The organism is Weizmannia sp. CD-2023 (genome assembly GCF_036225245.1).
GTDB classification, from domain to species: Bacteria; Bacillota; Bacilli; order Bacillales; family Bacillaceae_C; genus Weizmannia; species Weizmannia faecalis.
In genome coordinates this window covers 20,394-34,968 of the sequence record NZ_JARTJQ010000020.1, presented here as the reverse complement: position 1 = coordinate 34,968, position 14,575 = coordinate 20,394, and the positions used below count along the sequence as shown (strand labels likewise).

Annotated in this window: 16 protein-coding genes and 2 pseudogenes; 17 read left to right on the top strand and 1 reads right to left on the bottom strand. The window is 39.5% G+C overall.

Annotated features, from left to right (window positions below; all coding sequences use genetic code 11):
- From P9687_RS02575 to P9687_RS17290, 17 genes and pseudogenes are all read left to right on the top strand, one after another.
- Positions 1-213 (top strand): hypothetical protein (locus tag P9687_RS02575; protein WP_328228859.1); only part of this gene is annotated, 213 nt, incomplete at its 5' end.
- A gap of 39 nt (positions 214-252) precedes the next feature.
- The gene (locus P9687_RS02570; protein ID WP_168985963.1) at positions 253-2,025 is read left to right on the top strand and encodes an FtsK/SpoIIIE domain-containing protein; all 1,773 of its coding nucleotides are present in this window, start codon (positions 253-255) and stop codon (positions 2,023-2,025) included.
- A gap of 15 nt (positions 2,026-2,040) precedes the next feature.
- Positions 2,041-2,460: a YwqH-like family protein gene (locus P9687_RS02565; RefSeq protein WP_041818881.1), complete on the top strand. Its 420-nt coding sequence runs from the start codon at positions 2,041-2,043 to the stop codon at positions 2,458-2,460.
- A 12-nt stretch (positions 2,461-2,472) separates the two neighbouring features.
- A complete protein-coding gene (locus tag P9687_RS02560) occupies positions 2,473-2,766 on the top strand; it encodes a TIGR04197 family type VII secretion effector (RefSeq protein ID WP_168985964.1) in 294 nt (97 codons plus the stop codon).
- A gap of 12 nt (positions 2,767-2,778) precedes the next feature.
- On the top strand, positions 2,779-4,248 hold the full coding sequence (locus tag P9687_RS02555; RefSeq protein ID WP_328220725.1) for a T7SS effector LXG polymorphic toxin: 1,470 nt from the start codon (positions 2,779-2,781) through the stop codon (positions 4,246-4,248).
- 13 nt (positions 4,249-4,261) lie between these two features.
- Entirely contained in the window at positions 4,262-5,071 is an 810-nt protein-coding gene (locus P9687_RS02550) for a hypothetical protein (RefSeq protein WP_168986110.1), read from the top strand.
- Positions 5,072-5,490: 419 nt separating this feature from the next.
- Complete coding sequence (locus P9687_RS02545) at positions 5,491-6,939, top strand: T7SS effector LXG polymorphic toxin (RefSeq protein WP_168986111.1); 1,449 nt, start codon at positions 5,491-5,493, stop codon at positions 6,937-6,939.
- A gap of 15 nt (positions 6,940-6,954) precedes the next feature.
- Entirely contained in the window at positions 6,955-7,845 is an 891-nt protein-coding gene (locus P9687_RS02540) for a hypothetical protein (RefSeq protein WP_061575513.1), read from the top strand.
- A 26-nt stretch (positions 7,846-7,871) separates the two neighbouring features.
- Entirely contained in the window at positions 7,872-8,324 is a 453-nt protein-coding gene (locus P9687_RS02535) for a DUF5085 family protein (RefSeq protein WP_168986112.1), read from the top strand.
- Positions 8,321-8,785, top strand: a complete 465-nt coding sequence (locus tag P9687_RS02530; protein WP_161655483.1) for a DUF5085 family protein — start codon at positions 8,321-8,323, stop codon at positions 8,783-8,785. Before P9687_RS02535 ends, P9687_RS02530 begins: the two co-directional genes overlap by 4 nt.
- A gap of 220 nt (positions 8,786-9,005) precedes the next feature.
- A pseudogene (locus tag P9687_RS02525) lies at positions 9,006-10,309 on the top strand (IS1380-like element ISBco2 family transposase).
- Positions 10,310-10,483: 174 nt separating this feature from the next.
- A complete protein-coding gene (locus P9687_RS02520; protein WP_017552129.1) occupies positions 10,484-10,630 on the top strand; it encodes a hypothetical protein in 147 nt (48 codons plus the stop codon).
- Positions 10,627-11,250 carry an NAD(P)-dependent oxidoreductase gene (locus P9687_RS02515; RefSeq protein ID WP_328221288.1) on the top strand — a complete coding sequence of 208 codons (624 nt, stop codon included), beginning with the start codon at positions 10,627-10,629 and terminating at the stop codon, positions 11,248-11,250. Before P9687_RS02520 ends, P9687_RS02515 begins: the two co-directional genes overlap by 4 nt.
- Positions 11,219-11,470, top strand: a complete 252-nt coding sequence (locus P9687_RS02510) for a hypothetical protein (protein ID WP_328221286.1) — start codon at positions 11,219-11,221, stop codon at positions 11,468-11,470. The genes P9687_RS02515 and P9687_RS02510 overlap by 32 nt, the downstream gene beginning before the upstream one ends.
- Positions 11,471-11,808: 338 nt before the next feature.
- Positions 11,809-12,111: an ArsR/SmtB family transcription factor gene (locus P9687_RS02505; protein WP_161655980.1), complete on the top strand. Its 303-nt coding sequence runs from the start codon at positions 11,809-11,811 to the stop codon at positions 12,109-12,111.
- A gap of 105 nt (positions 12,112-12,216) precedes the next feature.
- The gene (locus P9687_RS02500; protein WP_168985966.1) at positions 12,217-13,386 is read left to right on the top strand and encodes an MFS transporter; all 1,170 of its coding nucleotides are present in this window, start codon (positions 12,217-12,219) and stop codon (positions 13,384-13,386) included.
- 166 nt (positions 13,387-13,552) lie between these two features.
- Positions 13,553-14,001, top strand: a pseudogene (locus tag P9687_RS17290) (NAD(P)-dependent oxidoreductase).
- 310 nt (positions 14,002-14,311) lie between these two features.
- Here the strand turns inward: P9687_RS17290 and P9687_RS02485 are convergent.
- Complete coding sequence (locus tag P9687_RS02485; protein WP_041818886.1) at positions 14,312-14,515, bottom strand: hypothetical protein; 204 nt, start codon at positions 14,513-14,515, stop codon at positions 14,312-14,314.
- Positions 14,516-14,575 lie beyond the last annotated feature (60 nt).

Here is a 14,575-nt window from a genome sequence, read left to right as displayed (position 1 = left end):
ATCCATTTGATTTTGGCAACGCAAAAACCGAGCGGGGTTGTCGACGACCAATTCTGGTCCAACTCGAAATTCAAACTGTCGCTCAAAGTCCAAAACACAAGCGATTCCATGGAAATTTTAAAAACGCCGGATGCTGCAGAGATCACCTTGCCGGGCCGCGCCTACTTGCAGGTCGGCAACAATGAAATATACGAACTGTTCCAAAGCGCATGAAGCGGCGCCAACTACGTCCCGGACCAGGACGACCAGGACATGTTGGACACTACGATTTATGCGATCAACGACCTTGGCCAGTACGAACCTATTTCTGCAGACTTAAGCGGGCTTGCTAACCAGAAAGAAATTACCAAAGTCCCGACCGAACTCGAAGCCGTCGTCGATTGGATCCATGCCCGCGCCAAAAAACTCGGCATCGCCCAACTACCAAAACCGTGGCTGCCGCCGCTTGAAGAGCAGATCTATCTGCCGGAATTGCATGCGGTGGATTTTAGGGAATGTTGGCAAAATGAAAAAACAGATCTTGAGCCGGTGATTGGTTTTGCGGATTTGCCTGAAATGCAAGAACAAAAGGTGCTGCAGCTCAATATGGCGAAAGATGGACACATCTTGATTTATTTAAGTCCGGGGTACGGAAAATCTACATTTCTCCAAACAACGGTAATGGATCTGGCCAGAGTGAACAACCCGGGAAACTTGCATATATATTTGCTTGATTTCGGTACAAACGGCTTGCTCCCGTTAAAGGAACTTCCGCATGTTGCTGATACGATCATGATTGATGAAACGGAAAAGATCTCAAAACTGATCCGGCTTACTTCATCGGAGATTAAAAAGCGGAAAAGGCGGCTTAGCCAGTACGGGGTTGCAAACCTGAAAATGTACGAGAAAGCAAGCAAAGAACATGTTCCTAACCTGCTTTTTGTCATAGATAATTATGACGCTGTCAGGGAAGCGGATGATTCGGATGCTTTTGAGAAAATGATTACACAAATTGCCAGGGAAGGAGCAAGTATCGGCCTGCATCTTGTTATCAGCGCCAGCCGGCAAAACGCAATGCGGATGCAAGTATTATCAAATATTAAAATACAAATTCCATTGTATTTAATAGATCGTACAGATGTACGCGCCATTGTAGGGAAAACAGATATTGAAATTGAGGAAATTCCGGGAAGAGGGATCGTAAAGTTGGATAATCCGATATTGTTTCAAACCGCATTGCCGGTGAGCGGAACGGATACCCTTGCTGTCATAGAAAGTATCCAAAAAGAAGCAAAGGAAATGGACCGGTTCTGGAACGGAAAGCGGCCTGCCCCAATTCCGGTGATGCCGGAAGTGCTTGAATTTCCGCAGTTTGCAGCAAATCCGGCTGCAAAGGAATATGCTGAAAAAGGATGGATTCCAATCGGGCTGGAGTTTGAAAATGTAACACCAATTGCGATTGACACGAATGCCAGCGGTCCCTTTCTCTTGATGAGCGACCGGCTGGATGAATTGAGCCGATTGAGAGAATCGGTCACGAAAAATTTGTCACTTGTAAAAAATAAGAAGCAAATTATGGTGATTGATTCGGGTGAACAATCTTTGTCACGGATAGCTTCACAGCTTCATGCCTATATTTCGGAGCAGGAAAGCATCTCTAGGGTGAAAAATGATCTGCTGGTTGAAATAGAAAAAAGAATGAAAACCGGTTTACTTGATCCCAATTGGATAATCTTTATTTCCGATTTAAAAGACTTCTGCCGGCGGACAAATCTCACAGCAGAAGAAATGAATAAGCTGCTGAAGAATGGACCCAAAACAGCCATTCATTTTATCATCGGATCAGAATATGCTTATGTGGGCCAAAGTTTTGAAGAAGTGCCAAGACTTGTACGTGATTATGTGGAGACAGGGCTGATTAGTATGCGTCTAAGTGATCAGGATGTATTTAAACAATCATATATTTCTAATGAAAAGTATCCAAAACCGTACGAGGGTTATTTTGTTCGTGACTATCAATATGAAAGAATTAAAATTCCTCAATAAAAGGATGGATGTATGATGGATGAAATGGTGCATACTTTGATGAATCAGAAGTCCAGGCTCTCAAGCCAAAAAATTCACATTCAGCAGGATCTGGCAGATATAAACGCAAAGATTAAGAGATTAAAAAGTGCTTTAGGAGAACTGGAAAAGGAAATTTCCAATTTACAGGACAAAGCAAAGCCAATTTTAAGTTTTGAAATCGACGGCAGCAAGTGGAAAGGTGAAAAAAAGGGGAAATTTGAGGAGGCTTATGATGTTTACCAGAAAAGTATAAATAACTATTTAAAAAAAGCGGAAAATAAAAAGGAGCAGTTGAGCGACGAAATCAGACGTGAAGAAAGCAAACGTTCCATGTACCAAGACAGCTTATCTAGTATTGCCGCACAGATTTCAAACGTGTCAAGCCTCATTGAGACTGCGCAAAACAAAAAATAGAGGTGACTTTACATGGGAGAAACTAAACTGAATGTTGAATTGTTCGATTCAAATATTGAACAACTGCAGGCAGCCGTGTCAGACATGGAGACCAATCTCATCAAAACAACGTCTTTTGACCAGACAAACATTAACCCGTTTAAAGAAGAGCTGAAACAAGTGACAAAGGCGATGGAACTGCTCAGAAAATACAAATCGATTTTGGAAGCAGATATTCAGACCCTTAAGAACACCGGGGAATCCATCAAGAAACTCGATGAGCAAATTGAAAAATCCTATGATAATTATCGAAAATTGCAACAGTAAAGGAGGCAAACCATGGGTAACAAAGTTGAGATGACTGAAGTCGTTTCTTTTTCGGATGAATTGAAATCGGCGGCAAGTTCGTTAAAAAGCCAGCTCGATGCCATTAAGAAAAGCACAAATCAAATTGCAGAAATGAATTCCTTTACTGGATTAACAGCAGATTCCGCGAAAGATTATCTTAAAGATTTTCATATGAAAATAGCGGATAATTTTACCACTTTATTTGAAAGCTTGAGTACACAATTATCCAGTCATATTGTATCGTTCCAGTCAGAAGTCGATTCAAGCAACGCAGCGCTTTTAGATAGCGGCTATTTAAAAGATGAACAAACAAAGGTAAGTGACCAATACTCAAAAGTATCTGAATCCCATTCGAATTTGAAAGCCACGATTCAAAAAATTTCCGATATCAGCAGTCTAAAACCGCCAAGCTTATCAGAGGCTGCCACGGATAAGAAAACAGCTGTCCAGATCTTACAAAAAACGGAAGATAAACTGCACAACTTTACTACAAAAGGAAAAAAAGACGCGGCCAAAATGGATGAACTGTTAGATCAACTGGAAGCGATCCTTAAAGATGTTGGAAAAATGGATAAAGGGAACCGGTTTTCGGAGTATTATAATGGGTCGGCAAATCAGGTTGCTGTTATGATGAAAAACCTAAATGAAAATTTTGATAAAATTAAAACTGTAACGATTGGTTACATTAAAAACCGTCCATTAATTGAAGCAGCAAAAAAAGCTGGATTGCAAGTAAAGGTAACAAGAGTCCGCGGGAAAAGATATTATACAATAAGGGTAACAAGAGAAGCATTAAGAATTTTAGGGATAGAACCGGATGAAGTGGCGGAAAAACAATTAAGATATCGATTACCCGAAAAAAGGGAATTTACAGCTAAGGATATTCACAGAGCGAATACAAATACAGCTGTTTTAAAATATAATGCAAAACACAAAAATTCCTTAGTGTGGTCTAAAACTGGCGAAGCAGCCGTAAAAAAATACGAGGCACTTAATTATGTAATAGGTGAAATAGATCTCAAAAATAGTATAGATGTAAAACAGTTCTTAAAAACTGTTGGAAATGCGGCTGTAAAAGGGGTAAAAAATTCATTAAAAGATTCTGTTGATGTTGTCTCTGTCGCTAAAAAAGGAGGATTTGGCAAATCACTCGGAATAGTAGGGGCTGGACTTAGTTATTATAGCAATTACCACGATGCCACTGATGATGGTTTAAACAAGAAAAAGGCAGCAGTACGTGCAACGGCAGATACAGTCATTGATACTGCGGTTGGAGGAGCGGTCCAAGCTGGCCTTGTTGCATCTTTTCAAATGTTGATACCAATTCCGGGAGTAGGCGCCGCAGTTGGGTTCGGGGTAGGCGTTCTCGCTAACATCGGTTTAAATCAGAGATCGAAAGATAAATATGGAAGAGAAAAGAAGGATTCTTATATGGATAAATTAAAAAGCTGGTACCATTAAGGGAGGAATAACCATGTTAAAAAAATTTAAAATACAAGATTTTTTAGCTTTAAGAGGTCCTTTTGAATCGAGGAGACAAACTCCGGGATCTCTTGGGTTGGCCTTACTCTTGGGTAGCGTCTTCCAAATATTAATGCTTTTTATAGAACACCGTTTCATGAAACAAACCTATTATCCAAATGCTACTGAAATTTTTACATTTCATCTATGGTTTTCATTATTATTAATAGTTTTCTCTTTGGCTTATGCTATTTCGGCTATAAACATCAGAAGCCAAAAAATGCAATATTTTCTAACGATTGTTTTATCTCAAAATTTGGCTGGCATTTCAGTTTTTATATCAATGTTTTTTCTGATAGGCATTTATGGTGAAATTTCACGAGAAGTATTCCTAAACCTGACAATAATTTTACTTGTTTGTGGAGCATTTGTATTTTTAGTTACGAGTATACGTTTCTATATATTATTGGCAAAAGGAGCTTACAGAAAAGGAAGCAAAAGAGATTTATTAAGAGGAAAGCTTGAAAAGAATATTGCAGCATACCTGCCAACTATAATCGCATCCGGGACGGGGTTATTCTTAACCCTTCGTGCTTTGGAAAGAAGTGTTACAAGATTGGATTTCAATGTCCTGGTCTATGTTTTGTTTGGCATTATAATTTTTTTAACGATGCTTTTTGTACTTCCTGAACAGCTTGTTATACTATATTGCAAGTTCCGTTTTAAAAGTTTTAATTTTGATCAAAATGGAAATTTATATTCGGTGTCTAAGGACGCGAAAGGTAAGCAAAAAAACAATCGAAAAAAAATGGCCCGTATTTGATAACCTGCTGGTCAATGAAAAAATGAAATTAAAATACTAACTGGCTTATAGGGAATATTGGCCTCCTCGCTAAATCATGTGGGAAGAAGAAGTAGCTTCGGAGGTTTTACATGGAGTGGCGGGCATGATAGCCTGTTGTGCGAAAGCCAATTTTCCTTATTAATTGGCGGCTTGGCTTCGTAATCATGCCCGCAGAGGCTCCATGTCAAACTGACTATGATTTTATCTTTCCCCATACCAAAGAGCGAAGAGTCGAATATTGTATAAATAAATTTTCAAAAAGCTAGCCTGGGAATGCCAAGTTGTGTATTATCGGTACCATTCGTGTTCAATAAAATCCGCAATCATCCAAAACATCTAATTTAATTATTTTTACAGCCGTATGCAGGTTAAAATTCACGAATACAGGGAGGAAAATGATGGGCAACAAAGTCGATATGGCGGAGGTAATTGCTTTCTCGGACGAACTGAAGTCAGCAACAAGCAAGATAAAAAGCCAGCTGAATGCCATTAAGAAAAGCGCAAATCAAATTGCAGCAATGGACTCTTTTACTGGTTTAACAGCAGATTCTGCGAAAGATTATCTCAAAGATTTTCATATAAAAATAACGGAAAACTTTACAACTTTATTTGAAAGCTTGAGTACCCAATTATCCAGCCATATTGTATCGTTCCAGTCAGAAGTTGATTCAAGCAACGCAGCACATTTAGACAGCGACTATTTAAAAGATGAACAAACAAAGTTAAATGACCAATACTCAAAAGTATCCGAATCCCATTCGAATATAAAAGCAATTATCCAAAAAATATCCGATATCAGCAGCTTGACCCCGCCAAGCTTATCGGATGCTGCCAACGATAAGAAAACTGCTGTTCAGCTCATTCAAAAAACGGAAGATAAACTGCACAGTTTTACATCAAAAGGAAAAAATGACGCAGCCAAAATGGATGACTTACTAGATCAACTGGAAGCGATCCTTCAAGATGTTGGGAAATTGGATAAAGGGAACCGGTTTTCGGAGTATTATAATGGGTCGGCTAAAGCCGAACTAGTCACTCTTAATAAAGCTATATCACAATTTAATGACGTAAAGACACTCGTTTCAGAAACTGCAAAGGGGTATAAGTTACTTCAAGTAGCAAAAAATGCTGGTTTACAAACTGAAGTGGTAAATATAAACGGGAAAAAATATTACCGGATTTATGCTACTAAAGAAGCTTTAGAAAAGCTGGGGATCAATCCTGACCAGGAGGCAATTCGCCAGTTAAATAAGGGCTTACCTAAAAATAATAAAAAACCAAATGCAAAACAATTAAAACGTGCTGAAAATAATAAAGCAACTTTAAAATATGCAACTAAGAAAAAAGGGCAATCCGGTTGGTCCAAAACAGGGGAGGAAGCGATCCAAAAATATAAACAATTAGAATATTGGGATGACAAACCGGATTTAAAATTTATATTCAAGTCGATTGGGAAAGCAACAGTAAAGGGGGCAAAAGATGCTTTAAAAGATGCAGTTAATTTAAAACCATTCTTAAAAAGCAGAAGTTTATCTAAAGCATTGGGACCTGTAGGTTCAGGATTAAGTTATTACAGTAATTATCATGATGCAAAAGATGATGGACTTAATGTAAAAAAAGCGGCTGCAAGGGCAACAGTAGATACTGGAGTTGATTTAGCCGTCAGCGGAGCGATTCAAGGTGGGCTGACTACAGCATTTGGTCTTGCATTTCCAGGGATAGGACTTGTTGTGGGTTACGGTCTCTCCCTTGCAATTGTATATTTGATAAATAATAGAACAAAAGATGCATACGGGAGAGAAAGAAAAGATTCAATTATGGATAAACTAAAAAGTTGGTACCATTGAGGGAGGAATATATTTATGAAAAAAAAATTATCAGAAAGCAGTTTTACAGCATTAAGATTGCCTTTTGAATCGGGAAGACAGACGCCGGGTAATATGAGTATTGCTTTATTTTTATTTGTATTAATTCAAGCACTTCTTATATATATGGAGTATCATTTTGCAGCGTTTTCCCACTTCCCTAAAAAATATGAAATATTATCGGTTCATCTTCGTATTACCGTAATCCTGGCAGTGTTGTCGGTTGTATATTGTATACCTTTTATCTATAAAAGAAGCCAAAAGGTACAATACATGATTATAATTCTCACTTCGCAAAATGTCGCTTCCGTATCTCCACTATTACTGGCATTGTTGTTAATGGGAGAAAGGGAGGTTGGATCAGTTTTTTTAATTCTGTTTACGAAAGTTGTACTAATTATTGGAATGCTGGTTTTTATCGCTACATCCGTTCGGTTTTATATTTTACTAAAGAAAGGTGCTTATGAGAGGAATTCAAAGAAAGATATTGAGAGAATTTTTATGGAGAAAAATATGAAGGCCTTAATCCCGGTGCTTGTTACTTCAGGAACTGGCTTATCCCTTATCATTACCTTTTTATCAAGAAATGTTCGCATTATAGATATTGACTTTTTTATGTCAGTTATTTTTCCTATATTGATATTTTATTCAGCACTTTTTGTTCTTCCTGAACAGTTGGTGATTTTATACTGCAAGTTCAGGTTTAAAAGCTTCAATTTTGATAAAGAGGGTAATTTATATCCTTTTTCCGAAGAAATAGAGGGCAGAAAGAAAAAAATACCGGTAATTGAAGCGGGCACTGTTTATGTAGATAAAAGCAGCAAAAAAACGGAGGATAATGAGAAGACAAATGTAATAATTGATAAATTTAAAAATTGGTACCACTGATTAAAAATCTGGAAAGGAAGATGGAAATGAAAATTGAAAAACGTTCGCTCTTATTTGATAATGTAATGGTCTATGAAACGACCCAATTAAAAGAAGACTGGACTGAATCTTATCTTATGATGGAAGGGTTGCCGTTGCTGGAAAACGTATATCAAAACGGGCCGGTATTTTTCTCTGTCGCACCCGTTGAAGGGGAAGAGAAGTTCGGACATTTTACATTTTATTTACCAATTAATTTACCGGTAAAGACGAATAATGAAAAACCTATCCACTTTCAAGAACGGTTTGAATTAAACAATGCACTTTGCCTGCGCCAGGCTGATGAAGAACTTGATTTTTATGCAGCTTATGAGAAAGTAAAAAAATATGCGGAAAAAGAAAACATAAAGCTGAAAGACATTTACTACATTGTTCTTTTGGAGGTTTTTGATGATGTCCTGATCGATTTGTATGTGCCGATTGAGGAGGAACTGTCATGATTTTTGAAAACCATCACATTGCCCATCGCAATATCGTCTCTAAACTGTATAATTTTGTCCCGGAAGAAATTCAACTGGCTGTTGAAGATTTTGATAAAATCCTGACCGATCACGGCTATCATCCGAATGGAAAGATGTTTTTTTCAATGATGAGCGATCCGCGTGATGAAGTGATGGCAGCAGAAATTTTTTTGCAAATTGAAGAAGACTATTGTGTAATCCCGGATGAACTTATTTTTTTCCGCAGCTATTTTTACGTTTCCTCAATGCTTGTGACAAGGATCACTGAAGACTTTCATGTTCAGTCGCAGGTCAAGTACTGGGAACTGGTGGATTACTTCGATAACCATAACATCGTACAGTTGACACCTGTATTTGTGGAATACAAGACAGACCCGTCGGGAAAGCATTATGCGGAAATGAGTGTCGGGTATGGGCTATTGCCTGAAGAAAATGATTAATGGATTTTAACATTTTTATATATTAAATGAAATATGGAGGGATGGAAAATGGAAACTGAATCTGTAAAATTTTATCCAAACAGGGGTATGATGGCTATACTGGGAATCATTATCCCAGATTACGAAAGTAAAATAGTAATTTAAAATAAAAAAGTGCCCCATCCTTTGGTATAATTGATTTTGAGAAAAAAACAATAACCAAGAAAGGGGCACCTTTAAGGTGAATTATATCATTCCTGTCTCAAGAATTAAATATGAATTCAATTTAAAGAATAGTACAAAATTTAGTGGCATCCTCCCATTTCTGCAATTTCTGGAACGGATGAAAATCCAGCAGACTTTCCGGGGGTTTGATTGCTTAAAGAAAGACAATGCCAAATTTCCTCTAAGTAAAATATTTGTATATCTGATTGCGGGCTGGATGGCAGATTGCTCCCGTATGTTTCATTTTCAATCACTCCAGAATGACCCTTTGATTCGTGCTTTCTTAGGAGGAAAATGCCCGCATTATACGCTTTTAAGCAAGGATCTATTAAGGTTGGAGAAAATCGAGGATGCTGCCATAGAATTCAAAGAACGGGTGATGGACATCATCGAACCATGGCTGGATTCCGATCTCATTCTTGACTTTGATTCAAGTGTCGAAACGGTTTATGGAAACCAGGAGGGAGCGAAAATCGGGGTGAACCCCCATAAGCCGGGCAGAAAAAGCTACCACCCCCTTCTCGTTTTTGAAGGAAAATCCCATCTTTGCTTAAACGGTGTGCTAAGACCGGGAAACGTCCATTCAGCTGACAACGGAATTGAATTTGCCGAGGAAACCTATCGATTGCTTTCCGCTCAGTACCTTATCCGGTACGCCCGTTTTGACAAGGGATTTGGCGGAGAAAAGTTTTACAGTTATTGGGAGCAGCAGAAGATTAACTACGCCGGCAAACTGAAATGGACATCAAGATTGAAAAAGTATGTTGAAAACGACAATTCTCCGTGGATCCGGTATGTTGATGATGAGCTGATTGTTATAGAGGGAAAAACAGTCTACTACCAAGCAACTTCCTGGGAAAAGCCAAGAAGAGTTGCGGTCATCCGAAAAGCTGACAAGTATGAGGAAGACCAGCTTCAATTGTTTGATTTTCTCTGGGATTATGAAACCATTGTGACAACGATGGACTGGGAACCTATGGATATTTGGAGATTTTACAACCAGAGAGCCTGCCTGGAAAACTATATCAAAGAGTCTAAATATGGTTTTTCAATGGACAAGATTCCAACAGATTCTTTCGGGGCAAATCATATGGCTCTTCTGATTAAATTACTGGCGTACAATTTATTCGAGATCTTTAAAAAGGACCATTGCCCGGCTGCGTTCAAGTCCTATACCATCAGGCGGTTTCGAAGAGAGTTTATTTATTCGGCCGGCGTGCTGACGTCTCACAGCGGAGGGTCTCATTGAACATTTGTGAGACATATGCCCACAAATGGGCATTCCGGAAAATGATTCAAAGTGTGCGCATGATTGATTGAGAGACAGGAACTGAATACTGGAAATTAAAAAGCCCGCAAAGGTGGGGAGGGGGAAAGTATACCTTCAACCACCTGAAATTATAGATTTGGATTCCATATTTTACATTTACTTCCACGTGTGTGGATTTTAGCTATCAAATCGCTGCACTTTCGTAATTTGGGTTTATTTTATATATGAGGAAAGTTGTTGCCTATGAGACGAGGGCGGATGAGTTCCCCTTATTTCAAAAATTCGCGAGAAAATTTGATTTGGACATCAAGTATATTGATGATGTGTTAACCCCTGAAACGGCAATGGAAGCAAAAGGCGCTGAAGCGTGACGATCCTTGGGAATTATCCGGTCGGCTCCGGGACTTTCAAGGCTTTAAGGGATGTCGGCGTGAAGTATATCGGCCTGAGGACTGCAGGATATAATCATATCGATCAGGAAGCCGCAAAAGCATATGGCATCCGTTTTTCGAATGTGGCGTATTCGCCTTATTGCGTGGCCGATTTTGCAACGATGCTGATTTTGATGTGTGTGCGGAAAGCAAAACAGATCTTAAGCCGTGTCGAGGCACAGGATTTTTCTGTGGAAGGGATTCAGGGCAGGGAAATGCGCAACTTAACGATCGGGATTATTGGCGCCGGCAGAATCGGCAGCATTGTTGCAAAAAATTTGGCCGGTTTTGGCTGCAACCTCATTGCACACGATACTGTTGAAAGGGATGAATTGCGCGGCATCCTGAAATATGTATCGTTGGATGAACTGCTGGAGGAAAGCGATGTGATTACCATCCACACCCCCTTGTTTGATCGTACATACCATATGATTAACCAGGATCGTATTGCAAAAATGAAGGACGGCGTATGCATCATCAATTGTTCCCGCGGTGCCGTAGTGGATACGGATGCGCTCATCGCAGGGATTGAGGGGGAAAGTCGGCGCTGCCGGGATTGATGTGCTGGAGGATGAGGAAGGAATTTTTCATTATGACCGCCGCGCGGATATTTTGGCCCACCGCCAGCTGGCCGCTCTGAGATCTTTTCCCAATGTGATCGTCACGCCGCACACTGCGTTTTACACCGATCAGGCGGTTAGCGATATGGTGGAGATGGCGCTTACATCGCTTGTATCCTTTATGGAGACGGGGAAGAGCAGGTGGGAGATTAAGGATTAATTGAAAAGCACGGAGTCCCGGGATTCCGTGCTTTTCCAGTGTACAGCGCATGGCGATTTGTAGGGGAGACAGCGACTAACCATTAGTGTATGAGTTCGGTTAATCAAATACGACTCACATCCTACCCGATTGCTGATTCCTTTGCTTATTCAATGTTAAAATGAGGGATATCAAATTTAAAATAAAATGAGCGATCATCAATAAAAATACTTGGACTTTGTGTCCAAGCATTTTACAAAGAGCTGCTAAACCAATGCTCATGATCCGGCCGTTTGAATTCTTTTGTTCAGACGGCCTATTTATATTGACATATCGTGATTTTGTGATATGATCATTGTATGGAACTAATTGAAGTTTTTAAAGCCCTATCCAATGAATCAAGATTGCAAATGTTGCAATGGCTGAAAGAACCCGAACGTTATTTTGTGCCTCATGAAGGAGTTGATATGAATAAAACCGGGGTATGTGTCGGCCAGATGACTGAAAAATTAAAAATGACGCAATCAACAGCTTCTCAATATCTTATGATCCTTTCCAAAGCAGGACTGTTAAAAACAAAAAGAATCGGAAAGTTTACGTACTACAAAAGGGATGAGAATGCCATTCGTGAAATTGTGGAGCTTTTAAAAAAAGAACTGTAATACGATAACTGAATTCTGTTTCAAGGAATTCAGTTTTTATTCCAATAATCATATCGACATATTTTAATATGTAAATTTTTAACTAAAATAAAGGAGTGTATGAAATTGTCAAGTACCTTGAAAATTTACATTTTAGCCATTAATAGCTTTTTAGTTGGCACAACTCAATATATCATTTCCGGTATTTTGGATAACGTTTCTAAAACCTTTGGAATAACAATTTCAACAGCAGGACAGTTTATCACGATTTTTTCACTTGTATATGGGATTTTTACCCCTATTTTCTTGGCATTGACAGCACGTATGGATCGGCGCAATCTCATTCTTTATTCACTCGGATTATTCGTCCTGTCCAATATTCTGGCATTTTTTTCGCCTGGTTATGGTTGGTTTTTTGTTGCCCGAATTATCATGGCGCTCGGGGCAGGCATAGTTGTTGTTACTTCTTTAACGATTGCTGCCAAAATAGCACAGAAGGGCAAACAAGGAAGTGCTATAGCAACAGTCATGACGGGACTTACAACATCGTTAGTGATTGGAGTTCCGCTTGGAAGAGTTATTTCAGATGTATTTGGTTGGAAATATATCTTTTGTGGGATTGCTCTACTTGGAATCCTGGAGATTATCGTGATGTTCTTTACTATTCCGAAAGAAGATGGAGATAAACCAGTACCTTTATTAAAACAACTTGCGCTTTTAAAAAGACGAAAAGTTGCACTGGGATTGGCGATCACCTTTTTCTGGCTGGGTGGGTATTCTGTTGCCTACACCTATATATCTCCCTATCTTCTTAATATTTCCGGTGTACACGAAAATTTGCTGAGTGGGGCGTTGCTGATATTTGGTATTGCCAGTTTGATCGGTTCTAAATTCGGTGGATACAGTACAGATAGATGGGGCGTTACCTTTACATTAGCTGGCGGGATGGCATTGCATATCCTCATGCTCATCTTATTATCACTTGTCACCAACACGTTTATTGGGGTCATGGTGATTCTGGTTTTATGGTCATTTTCGGCATGGACATCAGGTCCTACGCAACAATTCCACTTAGCTGCCATTGAACCTGACTCATCCAGTGTATTACTTGGACTTAATCAATCAATGATGCAGCTTGCCATCGCAGCTGGTGCAGGTGTAGGCGGAATTGCGGTCAAACAAGGTTCCCTAGCTTCTGTTACCTGGGTTGGCGCAATTGGAGTGATGATTGCTATTATTGTAACCATTATGACATCACGCAGTAATTCCAAGAAGAAATTATCAAATACAGCTTAACGGCGATCATCACTACGGTTTAATGGACATTATCTTAAGAGCCTTTGCCAGAATGCTACATCCCTGAGGCTGTAAGCAATCAGACAATTAAAGCTCGTGGATTTATTCCACTAAAGAATAAGGAAATTCGTAAGAACCTTATGACAAATATGTTGAAAGGGATGAATTGCGCGGCATCCTGAAATATGTATCTTTGGATGAACTGCTGGAGGAAAGCGATGTGATTACTATCCACACACCCTTGTTTGAAAGTACATACCATATGATTAACCAAGAACGTATTGCAAAAATAAGGACGGCGTATGCATCATCAATTGTTCCCATGGTGCTGAAGTGGATACGTATGCGCTCATCGCCGGGATTGAGGCGGGGAAAGCCGGCGCTGCCGGGATTGATGTGCTGGAGGATGAGGAAGGAATTTTTCATTATGACCGCCGCACGGATATTTTGGACCACCGCCAGCTGGCAATTTTGAGATCTTTTCCCAATGTGATCGTCACACCGCATACTGCGTTTTACCCCAACCAGGCGGTTAGCGATATGGCGGAGATGGCGCTTACATCGCTTGTATCCTTTGTGGAGACGGGGAAGAGCAGGTGGGAGATAAAAGTGTGAAGAACATAAGCAGCTTTTTTATAATTGTGAGACAAAAATAGAGGTATTTAAGCACATATTGAATGACCATTTTACAGCATTGTTGTTGGCCTGATCCGTTGAAATAATGGGGGTAAGCTGATTCTTTGCGTTAATTTTTCGATTATGGTAAACTAATCAATGAACCGTTCAAAAAAGCTGTTGAGCGCTGTCCGGTTATTCATCCGTGATGTGTCCCGTCTTTAACGGCATTATAACCCGCTTTCACTATTTAAGGTATAAAGAAGATAGGTGGGGAAACCAGCTGCCCGTAAAAATCTTTAGAGGCGCCTTAAGCCTCCATTTCCCGTCCGTCACAGTCCATTTTAAGCCCTTTTTCACTTTGCTTACTGCACACTTGCCCGCTATCTTCGAGTTGTTTATCAATTTCTTGCACTTCATATGCCTGCCATCTATTCGGTGGTTTTTCTGGAAATATTAGCAGAAATGCCGAAGTATCGACGAGTGGTTTTTGAATTTCAATGATGATTCCCATTGCATTCGTCTGCGGGTTTTTGAAAAAGAAAACCAAAACAAATGCCGGAAGATGAAAAAA